16 protein-coding genes and 2 pseudogenes are annotated in these 17,730 nt (G+C 72.8%); 9 read left to right on the top strand and 9 right to left on the bottom strand.

All coding sequences use genetic code 11. The features are described 5' to 3' along the window. Positions 1-138: 138 nt before the first annotated feature. Together ABZS42_RS28760 and ABZS42_RS28755 are read right to left on the bottom strand one after the other, a co-directional pair. Entirely contained in the window at positions 139-930 is a 792-nt protein-coding gene (locus ABZS42_RS28760; RefSeq protein WP_355150532.1) for a hypothetical protein, read from the bottom strand. Between the two features lie 307 nt (positions 931-1,237). Continuing rightward, on the bottom strand, positions 1,238-2,116 hold the full coding sequence (locus tag ABZS42_RS28755; protein ID WP_355150530.1) for a DUF2726 domain-containing protein: 879 nt from the start codon (positions 2,114-2,116) through the stop codon (positions 1,238-1,240). Positions 2,117-2,316: 200 nt separating this feature from the next. Between ABZS42_RS28755 and ABZS42_RS28750 the strand changes: the two genes are divergently transcribed. Genes ABZS42_RS28750 through ABZS42_RS28730 form a run of 5 tightly spaced genes read left to right on the top strand, consistent with a single transcriptional unit; the run spans position 2,317 to position 4,729 of the window. After that, the gene (locus ABZS42_RS28750) at positions 2,317-2,496 is read left to right on the top strand and encodes a hypothetical protein (protein ID WP_355150529.1); all 180 of its coding nucleotides are present in this window, start codon (positions 2,317-2,319) and stop codon (positions 2,494-2,496) included. Positions 2,497-2,513: 17 nt separating this feature from the next. After that, the gene (locus ABZS42_RS28745) at positions 2,514-2,849 is read left to right on the top strand and encodes an Asp23/Gls24 family envelope stress response protein (protein ID WP_355150527.1); all 336 of its coding nucleotides are present in this window, start codon (positions 2,514-2,516) and stop codon (positions 2,847-2,849) included. 24 nt (positions 2,850-2,873) lie between these two features. Further along, positions 2,874-3,392, top strand: coding sequence for a DUF6286 domain-containing protein (locus tag ABZS42_RS28740; protein WP_355150525.1), 519 nt, complete (start codon positions 2,874-2,876; stop codon positions 3,390-3,392). Next, a complete protein-coding gene (locus tag ABZS42_RS28735) occupies positions 3,389-3,946 on the top strand; it encodes a hypothetical protein (RefSeq protein WP_355150523.1) in 558 nt (185 codons plus the stop codon). Before ABZS42_RS28740 ends, ABZS42_RS28735 begins: the two co-directional genes overlap by 4 nt. Positions 3,947-4,000: 54 nt before the next feature. Beyond that, the gene (locus ABZS42_RS28730) at positions 4,001-4,729 is read left to right on the top strand and encodes a helical backbone metal receptor (protein WP_355150521.1); all 729 of its coding nucleotides are present in this window, start codon (positions 4,001-4,003) and stop codon (positions 4,727-4,729) included. Between the two features lie 83 nt (positions 4,730-4,812). On the opposite strand, the gene ABZS42_RS28725 is transcribed toward ABZS42_RS28730, so the two are convergent. Beyond that, positions 4,813-5,799, bottom strand: coding sequence for a TerC family protein (locus tag ABZS42_RS28725; protein WP_355150519.1), 987 nt, complete (start codon positions 5,797-5,799; stop codon positions 4,813-4,815). Between the two features lie 272 nt (positions 5,800-6,071). Between ABZS42_RS28725 and ABZS42_RS28720 the strand changes: the two genes are divergently transcribed. Next, a complete protein-coding gene (locus tag ABZS42_RS28720) occupies positions 6,072-6,464 on the top strand; it encodes an FKBP-type peptidyl-prolyl cis-trans isomerase (RefSeq protein ID WP_355150517.1) in 393 nt (130 codons plus the stop codon). 259 nt (positions 6,465-6,723) lie between these two features. Here ABZS42_RS28720 and ABZS42_RS28715 read toward each other — a convergent pair. Further along, positions 6,724-7,041, bottom strand: a pseudogene (locus tag ABZS42_RS28715) (STAS domain-containing protein); the annotation flags it as partial. A gap of 384 nt (positions 7,042-7,425) precedes the next feature. Next, positions 7,426-8,691 carry an Ig-like domain-containing protein gene (locus ABZS42_RS28710; RefSeq protein WP_355150515.1) on the bottom strand — a complete coding sequence of 422 codons (1,266 nt, stop codon included), beginning with the start codon at positions 8,689-8,691 and terminating at the stop codon, positions 7,426-7,428. 593 nt (positions 8,692-9,284) lie between these two features. Here ABZS42_RS28710 and ABZS42_RS28705 point away from each other — a divergent pair. Next, the gene (locus ABZS42_RS28705) at positions 9,285-10,247 is read left to right on the top strand and encodes a sugar phosphate isomerase/epimerase (RefSeq protein ID WP_355150513.1); all 963 of its coding nucleotides are present in this window, start codon (positions 9,285-9,287) and stop codon (positions 10,245-10,247) included. Positions 10,248-10,270: 23 nt separating this feature from the next. Beyond that, positions 10,271-12,373: a PQQ-dependent sugar dehydrogenase gene (locus ABZS42_RS28700; protein WP_355150511.1), complete on the top strand. Its 2,103-nt coding sequence runs from the start codon at positions 10,271-10,273 to the stop codon at positions 12,371-12,373. Between the two features lie 122 nt (positions 12,374-12,495). Here the strand turns inward: ABZS42_RS28700 and ABZS42_RS28695 are convergent, their stop codons facing one another. Genes ABZS42_RS28695 through pdhA form a run of 3 tightly spaced genes read right to left on the bottom strand, consistent with a single transcriptional unit; the run spans position 12,496 to position 16,080 of the window. Beyond that, on the bottom strand, positions 12,496-13,845 hold the full coding sequence (locus ABZS42_RS28695) for a dihydrolipoamide acetyltransferase family protein (protein WP_355150509.1): 1,350 nt from the start codon (positions 13,843-13,845) through the stop codon (positions 12,496-12,498). 52 nt (positions 13,846-13,897) lie between these two features. Continuing rightward, the gene (locus tag ABZS42_RS28690) at positions 13,898-14,917 is read right to left on the bottom strand and encodes an alpha-ketoacid dehydrogenase subunit beta (protein WP_355150536.1); all 1,020 of its coding nucleotides are present in this window, start codon (positions 14,915-14,917) and stop codon (positions 13,898-13,900) included. Then, entirely contained in the window at positions 14,914-16,080 is a 1,167-nt protein-coding gene (gene pdhA / locus ABZS42_RS28685) for a pyruvate dehydrogenase (acetyl-transferring) E1 component subunit alpha (protein WP_355150507.1), read from the bottom strand. Before pdhA ends, ABZS42_RS28690 begins: the two co-directional genes overlap by 4 nt. 106 nt (positions 16,081-16,186) lie before the next feature. On the opposite strand from pdhA, the gene ABZS42_RS28680 reads away from it, so the two are divergent. Next, entirely contained in the window at positions 16,187-16,693 is a 507-nt protein-coding gene (locus ABZS42_RS28680; protein WP_355150505.1) for an Lrp/AsnC family transcriptional regulator, read from the top strand. A gap of 48 nt (positions 16,694-16,741) precedes the next feature. Here ABZS42_RS28680 and ABZS42_RS28675 read toward each other — a convergent pair. Further along, positions 16,742-17,713: pseudogene (locus ABZS42_RS28675) on the bottom strand (DNA primase small subunit domain-containing protein). Positions 17,714-17,730 lie beyond the last annotated feature (17 nt).

Raw genomic sequence — 17,730 nt, 5'->3', positions numbered from 1 at the left:
ACCGGTCCGGCTGCCGCCACGCACCTGCGTGATCAGGCCCGTCGCCGGTAGCGGACGGGCGCCGCCACCCGGGCGGGCAGCGCATCCTCGTGGACGCCCGGGGATCGTCCCGGGCGGACCGGCCGCGCCGGGTCCGGCTCAGCCGACCTGGATGCGTACCGCGTCGAAGGCGAGGGTCTGGTTGGCCCGCTCCATCATCGGCAGCCGGTGCGAGCCGTCACCGGCCCGGACCGCGCACTGCGCGATGCCGGACTCAGGCAGGCCGGGCACCTGGGTGGTCGCCTCGTCCGGTTCCGCGCCACCGCCGCCGTCCTCCGTCGCCACGAAGAAGGCGGGCACCTCCTGCGGCGCCGGCGGAGCGTCGAGGCTGTCCAGCATCCGGCAGGCGGTGTGGAAGTGGCCCCGTACCAGCCCCTGCTCGTTCAGCAGGGAACTCTCCACGTAGTAACCGCCCTGCCATCCGACGAACTGCTCGCGCCGGTCCCCCTCAGCTGCCAGGCGCCGATCGGCCTCGGCGATCTGGGTCTGCAACTGGCTGAGGTTGCGTTCGGCCTCGGCCCGGGCGCGGCGCGGCACCTCGGGGAGCTGACCGGCCACGTCCGGACAGGCGATCGCGGAGCCTCCGGAGCCGCCGCCCCTGCCCGCGCCCGGCCGGCACTGCTGTCCGTCGCCCCAGTGGTTGCGCACCCACCGACCGTGCTGCCAGCTGCGGCCGGTGAAGTCGCGGCCGCCCGGCGGCGCCGCACCGGGACTCGGCTGCACACAGGCTCCCGCCACCGGCCGAGGGCTACCGGACCCCAGATTCTCGGCCGAGGAAATCTGGGTCACGGCGACAATCCCGCCGAAGACCGCGAGGGTGCCGAGCACGGCCAGCAGCCGCCTGCTCTGTGCGTTACCGGACGACCGGCGCGCCCGTGTGGACCTGCGCATCGAATTGCTCTCCTCCGCGATCCGGTGGATCCGTGCCGCGCCGGCCGTCGGAATTGCGCGCACGCCTGGACTGCACCCCTGGCGTACCGTCACACGTCGATGGCCGACGATGACATTTCCGTACCGTCTCCCGCCTCAGGTGCCGCGGACGGGAGAGATCCTGTCCATTCCCGCTGAGGTACGGAACGTCCACGGTCGCGGTTCAACGGTCGCCGGAAAAATTGTCCGGGTGGTCACCGACCGCCCCGTGCGGGCACTGATAGCCGCTGGTCAGGTCGTACGGGCGGCGGTGCAGGAGGCGGCGGACTCAGTCGGCGCAGAGATGGTCGAAGGCGAAACCGCCGACCAGTTCGTCCCGCCGGGCCTGCAATGCGAGGATGTCGGCCCGCAGTGCCTCCCTGCCGACGAGTTCCGGCTCCGCGTCGTCCAGGTCACGCAGCCGCTCACCGATCGCGACCGCGGCGAGGTCCTCGGCCAGCTGCGCCGGGTCGATGCCGCAGGAGAAGCCGTGCTCCCGGACCGTCACCCGCTCGACCAGGCAGCGTCCGGGGCGGACCTCCACCCAGCTCCACCCCTCTGCCGGTCCACCGGACCACCGCACGTGCAGGCCGCGCACGATGGGGTCGACCAGCCGGCGGGAGACGTACGCCTCCACCGCCGCCGCCCGGGCCAGCGCGCCCAGATCGTTCACGTGCCCCGTACGCCCGTCGGGGAGCCTGCCGAGGATCTCGCGGAACCCGGTCGGCGCGGGCCCCTCCGGCTCGGGCTCGGTCGCCGCCGCGTAGCCGCGCGCGTCCAGGACGTACTCCACCAGGCGACGGCCATGGTCGGCGGGTCGAAGTGTGGACGACTCGATCCGCAGCACCGGCAGTCCGGCTGCCGCGGCGACGGTGGCCTTCATCCGCTCGGCCCGCTGCGCCGGCGAGCCGCTCGGCACGGCGGGACCGATCTCGACCGCGGCGAGGATCTGACCGGTGTCGCCGGAACAGATGACGAGGTCGTATCCCTCGCGGCTGGCCGTACTCCACTGGTTGCCGGTGATGCCCGCCGGGCGTCCCGGTACGAGCTCGCCGAGCCGGTGCGTGGGGTACACCTGGTGACCGGCGCGGTGCAGCAGCGGGGCCCGCCCGCCCGCCAGGGGCAACGCCCGCAGAAGCCTGCCCTCGTCACTGCCGGTGATCGTCATCCGCCTGATCCATCCGCCGATTCGTCGACCGGCCGAGTCTAGGGGTGGATCATGGGGGGCGCGTCGCCGGTGCGGCCCGTGCCGGAGCCACGACCAGCCAAACCCAACAGTTGTGAGCTGAATCACAGATCGGCCATGTTCCGACTCGCGGCGAGCGTGTATCCAGATCCACGCCGGTAGCGCGCCGGTCGGGAGGTGCGATGTCACGACGATCCGGCTTGCTCGCCGGTCTCCTGCTGGTGGCCGTCTGGGTGTTGGCCGGCGCGGGGATCGCCGGCATCACTCTGCTGACCGGTGTCGTCGGTTGGCTCGCCCGCCGGGTGCTGGCCGGCGACGTCGCGGTGACCGGACTCGGCGACCGGGCCGTACGGCGGCGGTGACCGACAGGGAGGCAGCGATGAGCTACCCGATCGACCGGACCCCCACCCGGGTCACCCCGGACGCCGTCGCGCGGATCAGCGCCCACGCGGCCCGACAGGCACCCGGCGTGCACGCGCTGGTCGCCGTTCCGGCCCGGCCGCACGGCGTGACGGTCCGCCTCGACGACCGGGCGGTGAGCGTCGACGTGGACGTCGTCACCTGGTACGGGCACAGCGTGCTGACCGTGGCCGACGCGATCCGGGACGCGGTGATCGAGCGGGTGGAGTCGTCAACCGGGCTGGCCGTACGTGAAGTCACCGTCACGGTGCAGGACGTCGTCGTACCGGGCGTGGACGTGCCGGTGCCGACGTGACCGGCCGGACCGCCGGAGGTTGAGATGCGTACCGCCAACCGGCTGGCCACGCTGCTGCTCGCCGTCGTCCTGCTCGTCGGCGGCGTGCTGCTGGCCGTGGAGGCGCTGCTGTCCGCGGCCGGCGGCCCGGCGCTCTTCGTCGACCGCGCCGGCTGGGCCGCGACGCTCGGCGGGACCCGGTGGGACGAACCGGCCGTACGCGCGGCGGCGATCGCCGTCCTCCTGCTCGGGCTCTGCCTCCTCGCCGCCGAGCTGCGCCGGTGGACACCCCTGCGGGTGGACGCCGGGGCCGGCTGGCACCTGCACCGCCGTTGCCTGGAGCGGCGGCTGACCGTGGCCGCCGGTTCGGTGCCGGGTGTCCGGCGGGCCCGGGTCCGGGTACGACGGCACGGCGCCGAGTGGCGACCGCGGGTGGCGGTCGTCGGTGATCCGGCGACCCGCGGCGAGGTCGAGTTCGCAGTGCGTCAGGAACTGCACCGGCTGGCCGTCACCCGACCCGGCCGGATCGAGGTGCGGTTGCTCCCCCGGCGGCGGGCGGCGTGACCAACGCCGCGCACCGGGTGCTCTGGACCGTCGTGGCGTTGCTGCTGGTCGCGCTCGGCGGCGTCGCGCTGGCGCTGAACCTCGGCGGGCCACCCGGCGGTGACCCCGGTGGGGAGCTGCTCGGCGCGGGGCCACGCCACTCCTGGCGGCTCGCCGCGCCCTGGGGCGCGCTGGCCGCGGCGGCCGCCGGGCTGCTCGCCGCGGTGAGCGGGCTGTGGCTGCTGCTGCGGGAGCTGCGCGGAACCGGCGAGGATCGGCGGGGCACACTCGTCCACCCGGGCCCGCGCGGGCGGACCCGGCTGGCCGCCGCAGCGCTCACCCGGGCGCTGGAACGCGACCTGACCGGCGATCCGCGGATACGTCGGGCACGGGTGGTGCTCACCGGCGATCCGCACCGGCCCGACCTGTGGCTCCGCGTGGAGATCGTGGCCGGCACGCGCACCGCCGGACTGCGGGAGCATGTGAGCACCGCGATCCGCCGCTACGTCGACACCGCCGACTGCCGCCCGGCCCACCTCGACGTGACCGCGCTGGTCGACGCCGGCCAGGCATGATCGACCCATCGGCGTCCGCTCGGTCGCCGCAGCGCCGAGACCTGGAGGTGGAGCGTGCGGGTCGTGTCGCTCGTACCGTCGCTGACCGAGGCCGTGGCGGTCACCCTGCCCGGCGTGCTGGTCGGCGCCACCGACTGGTGCACCCACCCGGCGGGACTGGACGTGCCGCGGGTCGGCGGCAGCAAGTACCCCGACCTGGCTCGGGTGCTCGCGCTGCGCCCGGACCTCGTCCTGCTCAACGTCGAGGAGAACCGCCGGGAGGATGCCGACGCGCTGGTCGCCGCGGGCGTGCCGGTGCGGGTCACCTACCCGCGTACCGTGCCGGAGGCGCTCGCCGAGCTGACCGAACTGCTCGCCGACCTGGGCGCGACGCGGGAGCCGGCCTGGCTCGACGCCGCCCGCCGCGCCTGGGCCGACCCGCCGCGGTTGTCGCCGGCCCGCCGGGCGGTGGTGCCGGTCTGGCGTCGCCCCTGGGTGGTCCTCGGATCCGACACGTTCGCCGGGGACGTGCTGCGCCGGTTGGGGACGCTGAACCTCTACGAGGGACACCCCGAGCGTTACCCCCGCCCGGAGCTCGCCGAGCTGCGCGACATCGGCGCGGAACTCGTGGTGCTCCCCGACGAGCCGTACCGCTTCACCGCCGGCGACGGCCCCGACGCCTTCCCCGGTAAGCCCTGCGCCCTACTCTCCGGCCGGCATCTGACCTGGTACGGACCGTCGCTAGCCGAGGCGCCTGCGGTGCTCGCCGCGCAGCTGGCCCGGCCGGTGACCGCCCCGGCCTGACCTGGCCGTGGCGATCACCCGCTCGGCCACCGCCGCCGGCCCGGTGGTGATCGGTCGCCCGAGGCCGTTGCCGGATCGCGGCGTCAGGGCTCCCCGCCCCCGGCCGGGCGGTCCGCCGAGCGGCCGCGGGCCCGGCCGCGCCCCCGCCGGACGGACAGCGCGCTCCATCCGATCGACACCGACAGGGTCAGCACCACCACCGCGAACGTGAGCCAGAGCGGCAGCTTGCCCACCGGCGTCTCGGCGAGGATCAGCTTCAGCCCGGCGAAGGCCAGCAGCACCGCCAGGCCGTACCGCAAGTGGCCGAAGTGACGCAGCAGCCCGGCGAGGCAGAAGTAGAGGCTGCGCAGCCCCAGCACGGCGAACGCGTTCGCCGTCCAGACCAGGAACGTGTTGGTGGTGATGGACAGGATCGCGGCCACCGAGTCGATCGCGAAGACCACGTCGGTCGCCTCGATCGCGACGAGCGCCACCAGTAGCAGGGTGGCCCGGCGCCGGCCGTCGATGCGTACCGTGAACCGGTCGCCGTGGTAGCTGGGCGTGGTCGGGACGAGCCGGCGGAACAGCCGCACCACCCGGCTGCGTTCCGGGTTCACGTCGGGTTCGCCGCGTACGGCCAACCGCCAGCCCGTCCAGATCAGGAACGCGCCGAGCACCACGCCGGCCCAGGCCAGCCGCCGCAGCAGCTCGGCGCCGGCGAGAATGAAGCCCAGCCGGAACACCAACGCCCCGACCACACCCCAGAACAAGACCTTGTGCTGGTAGCCGGCGGGGACCCGGAAGTAGCCGAAGAGCAGGGCGAAGACGAAGACGTTGTCCACCGACAGCGCCTTCTCCAACAGGTATCCGGAGTAGTACGCGACCGCCGGCTCGCCGCCGCGCCAGAACCAGATGACCAGGCCGAAGACCAGGCCGGCGCCGATCCAGACGGCGCTCCAGATCAACGCCTCGCGCAGCTCGATGACGTGGTTGTCCCGGTGCGAGAGCACATCCACCGCGAGCATGATCGCGATGACCACACTGACCGCCGCCCAGGCCCACGGCGGCGCCGAAAACGTCGCGTCGCCCACCCGGCGCCCTCCGCATCGACCGCTTTCCCGGGGTCGTCCCCGCCGCTCGGCGCGGCGACGACGGATTGAGGCAGGGGGCGCCCCCGAGCCTATTTCAACGGCGCGTACGGCGGGACCGCTCCGACGAGGTCGGCTCGCGATGGCCGCGCCGGTCCGCGTGCCGGCTGGTCCGTCGCGGACACGGTGGCGGGCTGCCGCACATCGGCCCCCCACTATCCGGCAGGATCGGAGCTGACCGGGCCACATGACCCAACACGGCAGGAGACTTCCGGATGAACCAGCCAGCAGGTGCCCGCTCGGGCAAGCCCGACGTCGCCCCGATCGAGGGTGCTCCCCCCGCCGACCTCGTGGTCGAGGACCTCACCGTCGGCGACGGCCCGGAGGCCCAGCCGGGGCAGCTGGCCACCGTGCACTACGTCGGCGTCGGACACGCGAGCGGGCGCGAGTTCGACTCGTCCTGGAACCGGGGCGAGCCGTTCGAGTTCCCGCTGGGCGGCGGACAGGTGATCGCCGGGTGGGACCAGGGCGTGGTCGGCATGCGTGTCGGCGGCCGCCGCCGGCTGGTCATCCCGCCGCACCTGGGTTACGGCGACCGGGGCGCCGCCGGGGTCATCCGCCCGGGCGAAACCCTGATCTTCGTGGTGGACCTGCTCGGCGTCCGCTGACCGCTCGCCGGGGCCGTCGACCGACATCGGCGGCCCCGCGCGCCCCAAGGTCCGCTCCCGGCCGACGCCGGCTTCAGGCGGCCACCAGCACCGGACGCGGCGGCCCGGTCCGTACCGGACGCGCCGCCGGCACCGACGATTCGACAGGTGCGACCGGCGACGGAGCTGGTGCGGGTGCGGCGGTGGGTGGGACCGGCGCCGCGGATCGCGGTAGCGAGGTGGCCTGTGCGGGCGGGCCCGCGGTCGGACCGGACGACTGGACGACCGCGACGACCCGGTGCAGCCCGGTGACCCGAAGCACCCGGGCCACCACCGGATCCGGGTCGACCAGCACGAGCTCGCCGCCCTGCGCGCGCACGCGCAGGTGCGCGGCGGCCAGCGCCCGCACTCCGGCGGCGGAGAGCAGCCGGACGCCGGACAGATCCACGCGCAGCACCCGCCGCGACGGCGCGGCCCAGAGCGCCGAGCGGAGCGCCCCCACGGTGGCGACGTCGATCTCGCCGACCGCGCGCACGTCCACGCTCTCGTCGCCCACGTTCACCTGCACGTGGAAACGGTCGCTGAGCTGCTCTCCCATGCCGTCCAATCTAGTCTCGACCACCGACAGTCCGGTTCCTGCCGGAGAGTGATTCGGGGTACGCCCAGGGTCGTACCCCGACCGGACCCTGATCCCCCGCGACCCGGACCGTACGGGGCACGCCGACGCGCCGCGACGCCGACCGGCCTGGTGACGGCCCGCCAAAGAATCGGCGGAGGAAATGTGCGGATGGTCGTGTCCGGACGCAGCGCGACGTTTCGGGATCAACTCGCCTTCCATGAAGTCGGGGTATCCGCAGCGACCGGACACCCCGACGTCAAGGATCTCGAGAACGATCAAGCCTGGGCCCGGACGGCGACGGACCGGCCGGACCGGCGGGGCCGGCCCGCACGGTGGGCGGGCCGGCCCCGGGCGGTACGGCGGTCAGCCGCCGCTCACCGAGGGGTGCGGGGCCGGCGAACCGCCGGCGACCGCACCCGGGTGCGCCGGCTGGCTCGGCGCGGGCTTCAGCCCGCTCGGCACCGGCAGCACGCTGCCCTTGACGAACTCGTCCCAACTGACGTTCCACGCGGTCCAGCCGTTGCCGTACTGCAACTCCACCTCGGTGCCCTTGACGGTCACCAGGTCACCGACCTTGGTGACGTTCATCAGCCAGTCCGCGGCAGCCGCCGAGACGTTGGTGCAGCCGTGCGAGGTGTTGGTGCTGCCCTGTTCGCCCTCGGACCACGGGGCACCGTGGATGAACTCACCGCCCCAGGTGAGCCGCTGCGCGTCCTCCACGTCCACCACGTAGGGGTCGGCCGAACCCGTCGTGTCGAACGTGGTGAACTGGAACTGCTCCATGATCACCATCTTGCCGCTGGACGTCGGCGTGCTCGGCTTGCCGAGGCTGACCGGGATCTTGCGGATCACCTTGCCGTCACGCAGCACCGACAACTGCTTCGTGCCATTGTCGATCTCCAGTGAGACCTGCTGACCGATCTTCGACGTCGACCTCCGGTCCTCGTCGCCGACCAGGTCCTTGCCGATCGGCAGCCCCTCCAGACCGGACCGGACGCTGATCGTCGTACCCGGCCGCCAGAAATCGGGCGCCCGGTAATAGATTTGGCTACCGTCTTCCACCCACGACCAGACACCCGGCTGCGGCGGATTCGTCTTTACGAACAACCGTCGCTGGACATCCGCCCTGGCCTCTTTCGGAATGGGCGGGTCGAACGCGACCGTCACCGGCATCGCGGTGCCGTACGTCCGTTTGTCGCCGAAATAGAGAGTACTGGTCACCGCCGGTTTGGTCGATTTCGGCATGGTGGTGAAGGTCGTCTTGCGTGTCGTCGTCTTACCGGAGTCGCCGGTCGCGGTCACCTCGGCCGTGTACGTCCGCTTCGGCTGCAACGGCGCGCTCGGCACCCACGCGGACCCGTCCTCGCGGGGCTCCGTCTTGATTTCCTTGCCCTTGTCGTCGGTGATCCGGACAGCGGACACGCGACCGCCGGCGACCCGGGTACCGACCTCGGCGCTGATCGGCACGTTCTTCGTGCCTTCTCCGGGCGTCACGGTGAGTTCCGGCGGCGCCGCATGCTTCTTCCCGTGCCCGTCGCCGTCCTTCGAATCCGCGGTGCATCCGACCAGGACCAGTGGAGTGGCCGCGACGACCACCCCCAACAGCGTCAAACGCCGCCTCAACCTCATGATGCGTCCCCCCGTTGTCCGCTTCCGTACGCCCATTCTCTCTACGTCGGTACGACTTCCCCCGCAATTCGCAAAATATGGGGGTGACAATTATCGGCCGCATTTTCCGGTGCTGCGCCGAAAGCGACTGATGGTCGGCGGCGGCCATGGTCGCGCGTGCCGGGCGGGTACGGCCCGCGCGCGCCCGACGCGACGGCACCGTCCCGTCCGCACCGGCGCGCGCCGTGCCGACCCGATTCGACCACGCCACCCGACTGGAGTTCGGCCGGCGGAACCCGTCGGCTCGTCCGCGCAGACGTGAGCCTCAGGCAACTTTTGTCGGCCGCAGCGAAAGTTCGGTTCCCCCGGCAGAACCTTTGCCTTCGACCGGCGGCAAGGGTACGGTGACGTGCCAGATAGATAGTTGCCCATAGATCGATCCGCTGCCCGCCCCGCCGACAGTGGCGCGCCCCGGGTGGGCTCGTCCCCCACCCGTACGCCGACCGCCCCGTCCGCCGGAGCCGCTCCGGCCGGTCCGGCGCGCCCGGGACAAGGCGGCTGGTCGACCCGTGACCGCCGGATGAGCAGCGTCCGGCAGGGAGGGGAACACCACCATGGAGCAGAACAGACAGGCGTCGGAGCCGCCGGAGGCGTCCGACACGGTCAGCCGGCGCGGGCTGCTCCGCGCGGCGACCGTCTCCGCCGCCGCGGTCGGCACCGCCGGCCTGTTCGGCGCCTCGGCAGCGTCGGCCTCCGGTGGCCCGGGACACGGCGGAGGCCGGCGGCGAGTGCCGATCGACCGGATCAGCATCCAGCTCTACACCCTGCGCGACCAGTTGGCCGCCGACCTGCCCGGCACGCTCGCCGCACTGCGCCGATTCGGCTACCGGCGGGTCGAACACGCCGGCTTCGTCGGCCGGACGGCGGCCGAGTTCCGCGCCGCCCTCGACGAGGCCGGGCTGCGGGCGACCTCGGGCCACACGGCCATCCCGCAACCCTTCGACGCCGACACCTGGGCACGCGCCCTCGACGACGCGAACACGGTGGGCTGCCGGAAGCTCGTGCACCCGTGGTTCGGGCTGGACGCCGCGGGGCAGCCGATTCGTGACCCGCAGGTCTACCGGACGCTCGCGCGTGACCTCAACCGGGCCGGCCGGATGGCCGAGCGCGCCGGCGTGGAGTTCGGCTACCACAACCACCAACTCGAGTTCGTCCCGCTGACCGGCGGCGGGACCGGGTTCGGCATCCTCACCGGCGAGACCGACCCACGGTTGGTCCACTTTGAACTGGACCTCTTCTGGGCGTGGCGAGGCGCGCAGGACCCGATCAACCTGATTCGCGCCAACCGGGGCCGGATCCGCCAGGTCCACGTCAAGGACATGAACACCGAAGCCAGCTTCGCCGACCTCGGCGACGGCCTCATCGATTTCGGCCGGATCTTCGCGCACGAACGGGAGGCCGGCATCGAGGAGTACATCGTGGAGCGCGACGACGCCGGTACGCCGCCGCGCACGCCCGCCGACGCGCTGGAGACCGCCCGCGTCGGCTTCGACTACCTCGCGTCGCTTCGTTACTGACCACGACACCCGGGGGAACCACTGTGAAGAAGAGAACCGCCGTCCTGTCCGCCCTGGCGCTGGTCACCGCCGGCCTCGCCGCCCCGGCCGCGCCGTCGGCCGCCGCGCCCGCGCCCGCCGCACCGCCGGACTCCAGCTTCCAGAAGGTGACGCTCAACGACTTCCCGGGCGAGCCGGTGAGTCTCGCCGTCCTGCCCGACCTGCGGGTGCTGCACACCGCACGCACCGGCGAGGTCCGAATCCACGACCCGCGTACCGGCCTGAACACCCTCGCCGCCGACGTCCCCGTCTACGAACACGACGAGGAGGGCCTGCAGGGCATCGCCATCGACCCGGACTTCGCCCGCAACAAGTGGGTCTATCTCTACTACTCCCCGCCCGGTGACACGCCGGCCGACGACCCGAGCACGCCGGACGTCAACGAGGGCGACGCGCCGTTCGTCGGCACCGAGCAGGACTGGCAGCGGTTCCGCGGCGCGCTGCGGCTGTCCCGGTTCAAGCTCGAGGGGATGAAGCTCAACCTCGCCACCGAGCAGAAGATCATCGACGTGCCCGTCGACCGGGGCATCTGCTGCCACGTCGGCGGCCAGATCGAGTTCGACAGCAAGGGCAACCTCTACCTCTCCACCGGCGACGACACCAACCCGTTCTTCTCCGACGGTTACACCCCGATCGACGAGCGGGCCGACCGGAACCCCGCGTTCGACGCGCAGCGCACCGCGGGGAACACGAACGACCTGCGTGGCAAGCTGCTGCGGATCAAGGTGAAGCCGGGCGGCGGCTACACCGTGCCGAAGGGCAACCTGTTCAAGCCGGGCACCCCGAAGACCCGTCCGGAGATCTACGCGATGGGGCTGCGCAACCCGTTCCGGTTCTCCGTCGACCGCCGCACCGACGACGTCTACCTGGCCGACTACTCGCCCGACGCGGGGGCGTCGAACCCGGACCGCGGGCCGGCGGGGCACGGCCGCTGGATGGTGGTCGACAAGCCGGCCAACTACGGCTGGCCGTACTGCGCCACCCCGAGCCTGCCGTACCGTGACTTCGACTTCGCGACCAACACCCCCGGCAAGTACTTCGACTGCAAGCGCCTGGTGAACGACTCGCCGCACAACACCGGTCAGCGCTGGCTGCCGCCGGTCGAGGCGCCGCAGGTGTGGTACCCGTCCGCCGCGTCCGGGGAGTTCCCGCAGCTCGGCACCGGCGGCATCGGTCCGATGGGCGGCCCGGCGTACGACTACGACGGGCGCAACACCTCCCGGACCAAGTGGCCCGCCTACTACGACGGGGTGCCGCTGTTCTACGAGTGGACCCGCGACTACATCAAGGAGTTCCGCCTCGACAAGCGTGGCGAGGTGCGCGACATCCGCCCGGTGGTGCCGTCGCTGGTGGTCGACAACCCGATGGACATGGAGTTCGGCCCGGACGGCGCGCTCTACGTCCTGGAGTACGGCGACGGCTACTTCGCCGAGAACCCGGACGCGCAGCTGTCCCGGATCGACTTCGTCCGCGGCAACCGCACGCCCATCCCGCAGATCAGCGCCGACCCGACGGTCGGGCAGGCCCCGCTGACGGTGCACTTCTCCAGCGCCGGGACCGTCGATCCGGACGGTGACCGGCTGCGCTACGCCTGGGACTTCGACGCCGACGGCTCGGTCGACTCCACCGACCCGAACCCGAGCTGGACCTACCAGACGAACGGCCAGTACAACGCGACGGTGAAGGTCACCGACAGCACCGGGCGTTCGGCCGCGGCCACTCTGCCGCTACTGGTCGGGCCGCGGGCACCGGTCGTCGAGTTCGTCACCCCGACCGCCGGGCAGCCCTTCGAGTTCGGGCAGACCGTCGCGTTCGAGGTACGGGTGACCGACGACCTGCCGGTCGACTGCTCGCGGGTGCAGGTGACGTACATCCTCGGCCACGACGAGCACGGCCACCCGCTCTCGACGGCGACCGGTTGCACCGGCACCATCACCACCTTCCTCGACCCCGGTCACGGCGGTGCCGACAACCTGCGCGCGGTCTTCGTGGCGGAGTACACCGACGCGCCGACCGACCCGGACGTTCCGCCGCAGACGGCCAGCGCCGAGGTGGTGCTGACCCCGACGGGCGGCAGCGCCAGCTGAACCAGCCGGTGGCCCGGTGCGTCGGGCCACCATTCGGCGCCGGGCACGACGCGGCAGCGCGTCGCCGGGGCCAGGACGGCAGAAGGGGCCGGCACCTCGCGGTGCCGGCCCCTTCGCGTGGGTCAGACGGCCGCGATGAGGAGCGCGGGCTGTTCCACGCAGTCCGCGACGTGCCGCAGGAAGCCACCGGCCACCCCGCCGTCGCACACCCGGTGATCGAAGGTGAGGCTGATCTGCACGACCTTACGAACCGCGAGCTGCCCGTCGACCACCCACGGCTTGTCCACGATCCGCCCCACCCCGAGCAGCGCCGCCTCCGGGTGGTTGATGATCGGCGTCGAGCCGTCCACACCGAACACCCCGTAGTTGTTCAAGGTGAAGGTGCCGCCGGTGAGCCGCGCCGGCGCGAGGGTGCCGGCCCGCGCGGCGGCCGTGGTCCCGGCGAGCTCGACGGCCAGCTCCGCGGTGGTCAGCCGCTGAGCGTCGCGTACCACCGGCACGACGAGGCCCCGGTCGGTCTGGGCGGCGATGCCCAGGTGCACACCGGCCGCCTGGACGATCCGCTGCCCCTCGGTGTCCACCCGGGCGTTCAGCTGCGGGTAACGCCGCAGCCCGGACAGGCAGATGCGGGCCAGCAGCGCGAGGATGCTGACCGGCTGCTCCGGGCGCGCGGCGTTGATCGCGGCCCGGGTCTCCAGCAGGGCGGTGGCGTCCGCGTCGACCCAGATCGTCACCTCGGGGATCTCCCGCCGGCTGCGGGAGAGCTTGTCGGCGATCGCCTTGCGGATGCCGGTCAACGGAATGATCAGATCCGCGCTGTCGGACGTCGCGGGCGGCTGGGGCGCCGCACTCGGCGCGGACACCGCGAGAGCGGCCTCCACATCGGCGCGGCGGACCACCCCACCTCGGCCGGTGCCGGTCAAAGTGGTGAGGTCCACCCCGTGTTCCCGGGCCAGCCGCCGGACGATCGGCGAGATGACCAGCGGTGCGGCCGGCGCGCCGTGCCCCGTCGAGACGACCGTGGCCACGGGCTCGGACGAGGCACGCGGGGCCGGGACGACGGCCCGCTCGGGGGCGACCGCGAGCCGCGGGCGGCGGCGACGACGTCCCGGTCCGTGCCCGGTGCCGTACCCGATCAGGACGTTGCCCGACCCGGCCCGCTCCTCCTCGCGGTAGCTGGCGTGCCCGGCGGGCTCGGGGGCGCTCCCGGGCGCGGACGCCGCGTCGCCGTCCAACACCGCGATCGTGATCAGCGGCTGGCCGACCGGGCGGACCTCACCGGCGGCCCCGTGCAGCGCGACCACCCGCCCGGCGTACGGGCAGGGCACGTCGACGACGGCCTTCGCGGTCTCCACCTCGACGACGGTCTGGTCCACCGTCACCGTGTCGCCGACCGCGACCCGCCACTCGACGATCTCCGCCTCGCTCAGCCCCTCGCCGAGGTCGGGCAGGAGGAAGATCCGTTCGCTCATGCCGGCACCCCCCGCCCGGCATCGGACGCGGAGCGAACCGCGCTCCGCGCGCTCACGCCGCCGCCTCGGTCGCGGGGAGCCAGCGCGGATCCGGCTGGTCGTCCCACTGCAGACGGGCGACCGCGTCCAGCACCCGGTCCACGCCGGGCAGGTGGGTGTGCTCCAGCATGGGTGCCGGGTACGGGATGTCCAGCCCGGAGACCCGCAGCACGGGGGCGTGCAGGGCGTGGAAACAGCGCTCCTGCACCCGGGCGGCGATCTCGGCGCCGACCCCCGCGAAGCCCTGCGCCTCCTGGATCACCACGCACCGGCCGGTACGACGCACCGAGGCGGTCACCGTCTCGTCGTCGAACGGGACGATGGTTCGTACGTCGACGACCTCGAGGTCCCAGCCCTCCTCGCGGGCGGCCTCGGCGGCCTCCAGCGCGACCGGCACCGACGGCCCGTACGCGATGAGCGTGGCGTCCCGGCCGGGGCGGCGCACGACGGCGCGGCCGAACGGCTCGGTGCGGGCCGACAGGTCGGCGTCGGCGCTGGCGAAGTAGAGCTTCTTCGGCTCCATGAAGACGACCGGGTCGGGATCGTCGATCGCCTCGCGCAGCAGCGAGTACGCGTCGTCGACGGTTGCCGGGGTGACCACCTTGAGGCCCGGGGTGTGCGCGTAGTACGCCTCGCTGGAGTCGCAGTGGTGCTCGACTCCGCCGATGCCACCCGCGTACGGCACCCGGATCACGATGGGCACGCTGAGCGCGCCCCGGGTGCGGTTGCGCAGCTTCGCCACGTGCGAGGCGATCTGCTCGAACGCCGGGTACGCGAACGCGTCGAACTGCATCTCGACCACCGGTCGCAGGCCGGACATGGCCAGACCGACCGCGAACCCGACGATGCCGGCCTCCGCGAGCGGGGTGTCGAAGCAGCGCCTGTCGCCGAATCGGGCCTGGAGGCCGTCGGTGATCCGGAATACGCCGCCGAGCTGCCCCACGTCCTCACCGAAGACGAGCACCCGCTCGTCGGCGGCCATCGCGTCAGCGAGCGCGGCGTTGAGCGCCTTCGCCATGGTGGTGGCCATCAGGCGTCCCCCTCCTGCTCGGCCGCGGCCAGCTCGGCGCGGATCTGCTCACGCTGCTCGATCAGCTGCGGCGTGGGCTGCGCGTACACGTGGTCGAAGAGGCTCAGCGGATCGACGGTGGGCTGCGCGTTCATCCGCTCGCGCACGTCGGCCGCGTACGCCTCGGCCTCGGCGGCCACGGCGGCGACCGCGTCGTCGTCCAACTCGCCCCGGTCGCGCAGGTACTTCTCCAGCCGCGCGATCGGGTCCCGGTCCCGCCACGCGTCGACCTCCGCGCCGTCGCGGTAACGGGTGGCGTCGTCGGCGTTGGTGTGCGGCTCCATCCGGTAGGTGTGCGCCTCGACCAGGAACGGGCCGTTGCCGGCGCGGGCGTGCTCCACCGCGCGGGTGAGCACGGCCAGCACGGCGACCGGGTCGTTGCCGTCGACCTGCTCGCTGGGCACCCCGTAGCCGACGCCCTTGTAGGCCAGGCTCGGTGCGGCGGTCTGCCGGGACAGCGGAACGCTGATCGCGTACCGGTTGTTCTGCACGAAGTAGACCACCGGCGCCTTGAAGACGGCGGCGAAGTTGATCCCCTCGTGGAAGTCGCCCTCGCTGGTGGCGCCGTCGCCGATGAAGGCCAGCGCCACGGTGTCGCGCCCCTGGTGCGCCTCGCCGTAGGCGAGACCGGCGGCGTGCACGCACTGGGTGGCCAGCGGCGTGCACTGCGGCGCGGTACGACGGGCGGCCGGGTCGTACCCGCAGTGCCAGTCGCCGCGCAGCAGCGTCAGCACCTCGATGGGGTCGAGCCCACGCGAGACGAGCGCCATGGACTCCCGGTAGGTCGGGAAGACCCAGTCGGTGTCGCGTACGGCGAGCATCGCCCCCACCTGGCAGGCCTCCTGGCCGCGTGAGGACGGATAGACCGCCAGCCGTCCCTGCTTGGTCAGGGCGGTGGCCTGGATGTCGAAGCGGCGACCGACGACCATCCGGCGGTGAAGCTCCCGCAGAAGGTCGACGGCGGGCTCTGGGTAGTCGGTGCGGGCGGGCAGCGGCGTGCCGGTCGGGTCGAGCAGGCTCACCGGCTCGGCGTCCGGCAGCAGCGGACGCGCCGGGTCGGCCGGGTTTTCCGGCCGGCGACGGGCGCGGGGGGATGCCCTGCGGACCGCCCGGGGTGTGGTCGTCACGGCGGGACCTCCTGGGACGTGTAGTGGCCCTATGCTCCAGCCTTGCGGATGTTTTGCTCAAGATCCACCATGAACGTGAGACAAACGGCACGCGAGAGGAGTCTCGGTGAGCCAGGAGACCGGACCGGAAGCAGCCCCGACCGCTGCGGCGGGACGTTCGTCCCGTCCGCTCGACGAGGTGGACCGGCGGATCCTGGACGAACTGGGCCGGGACGGGCGCACCTCGGTGCGTACGCTCGCCGAACGGATCCACATCTCCCGCACCAACGCGTACGCCCGGGTCGAACGCCTGCTGCGCGACGGGGTGATCACCGGATTCCGGGCCCAGGTGGCGCCCGAGGCCGCGGGCCTGGGCACCTCGGCGTACGTGGCGCTGACCATCGAGCAGAACACCTGGCGCGAGGTCTCCGCGGAACTGGCTCGGGTGCGCTACATCGAGCACGCGGCGCTGCTCGGCGGCGACCACGACGTGCTGGCGCTGGTGCGGGCCCCGGACAACGCGGCGTTGCGGGACGTGGTGCTGGGCCGGATCCAGAGCATCCCCGGGGTGCTCTCCACCCGCACCTGGCTGGTCTTCGAGGAGTTCGACGGGGCGACCAGCCCGTTCGTGTAGTGAGGAACCGACGATCAGCGCTCCGGTGTGCGGTCGGGCCGACGCCGCTCAGCGCTCCGGCGGGGCCTCCAGCCCCTCCCGGTCGGCCAACTCCAGCAACGGTTCCAGGGAGAAGCGCCGCTCATCCAGGCCGGCGTGCGGATCGCCGCGCTCGGCGAATCGGGCCGGCATGGTGACCACGTCGAAGTCCTCCGGCCGCGCGTCGTCCAGCTCCGCCCAGTCCAGCGGCGCGGAGACCAGCGCCCGCGGTGTCGGACGGATGGAGTACGCCGAGGCCATCGTGTGGTCACGGGACATCTGGTTGTAGTCGACGAAGACCGGGCGGTCACGCTGGTCCCGCCATCAGGTGGTGGTGACCAGTTCGGGCAGGCGTCGCTGCATCTCCCGGCCGAGGGCGAGCACCGCCCGCCGGCAGTCGCCGAAGCTCCACCGGGGCTCGATCGACAGGTAGATGTGCAGCCCCCGGCCGCCGGTGGTCTTGGGATGGCCGGTGAGGCCCAGCTCGGCGAGGAACGCCCGCACCGCGTGGGCCACCGGCACCACCTGGGCGAAGTCGACGCCGGGCATCGGGTCCAGATCGATGCGGAGCTGGTCGGGACGCTCCACGTCCGCCGCGGAGACCGGCCAGGGATGGAAACGCAGCGTGCCGAGGTTCGCCGCCCAGATCACGACGGCCAGCTCACTGGGCGCGACCTCGTCGGCGGTCCGCCCGCTGGGAAAGGTGATGTGCGCGGTGCGCACCCACTCGGGCGCACCGGCCGGAAGTCGCTTCTGGTAGAACGCGTCGCCGCGGTTGTCCTGCCGGGTGCCGATCTTCGCGCCCTCGAAGACACCGCGCGGCCAGCGCTCCAGCATGGTCGGGCGGTCGCGCAGCGCGCGCAGGACACCGTCACCGACGGCCAGGAAGTAGCGGACGACGTCCAGCTTGGTCAGCCCGAGCTCGGGGAAGTACGGCTTGTCCGGGCTCGAGACACGGACCACCCGCTCACCGACCCGGATCTCCTCGGCCGTCGTCGCCACGTATCACACCGTAGCGG

This window comes from Micromonospora sp. NPDC005367 (assembly GCF_040606825.1).
In the GTDB taxonomy this organism is placed as follows: Bacteria; Actinomycetota; Actinomycetes; order Mycobacteriales; family Micromonosporaceae; genus Micromonospora.
This window is presented reverse-complemented; position numbering and strand designations above follow the sequence as displayed.

Excerpts from the sequence above, each read along its gene's own strand:
- ABZS42_RS28760 (WP_355150532.1), bottom strand. The coding sequence starts at position 930 with ATGCGCAGGTCCACACGGGCGCGCCGGTCGTCCGGTAACGCACAGAGC.
- ABZS42_RS28755 (WP_355150530.1), bottom strand. The coding sequence starts at position 2,116 with ATGACGATCACCGGCAGTGACGAGGGCAGGCTTCTGCGGGCGTTGCCC.
- ABZS42_RS28750 (WP_355150529.1), top strand. The coding sequence starts at position 2,317 with ATGTCACGACGATCCGGCTTGCTCGCCGGTCTCCTGCTGGTGGCCGTC.
- ABZS42_RS28745 (WP_355150527.1), top strand. The coding sequence starts at position 2,514 with ATGAGCTACCCGATCGACCGGACCCCCACCCGGGTCACCCCGGACGCC.
- ABZS42_RS28740 (WP_355150525.1), top strand. The coding sequence starts at position 2,874 with ATGCGTACCGCCAACCGGCTGGCCACGCTGCTGCTCGCCGTCGTCCTG.
- ABZS42_RS28720 (WP_355150517.1), top strand. The coding sequence starts at position 6,072 with ATGAACCAGCCAGCAGGTGCCCGCTCGGGCAAGCCCGACGTCGCCCCG.
- ABZS42_RS28710 (WP_355150515.1), bottom strand. The coding sequence starts at position 8,691 with ATGAGGTTGAGGCGGCGTTTGACGCTGTTGGGGGTGGTCGTCGCGGCC.
- ABZS42_RS28705 (WP_355150513.1), top strand. The coding sequence starts at position 9,285 with ATGGAGCAGAACAGACAGGCGTCGGAGCCGCCGGAGGCGTCCGACACG.
- ABZS42_RS28695 (WP_355150509.1), bottom strand. The coding sequence starts at position 13,845 with ATGAGCGAACGGATCTTCCTCCTGCCCGACCTCGGCGAGGGGCTGAGC.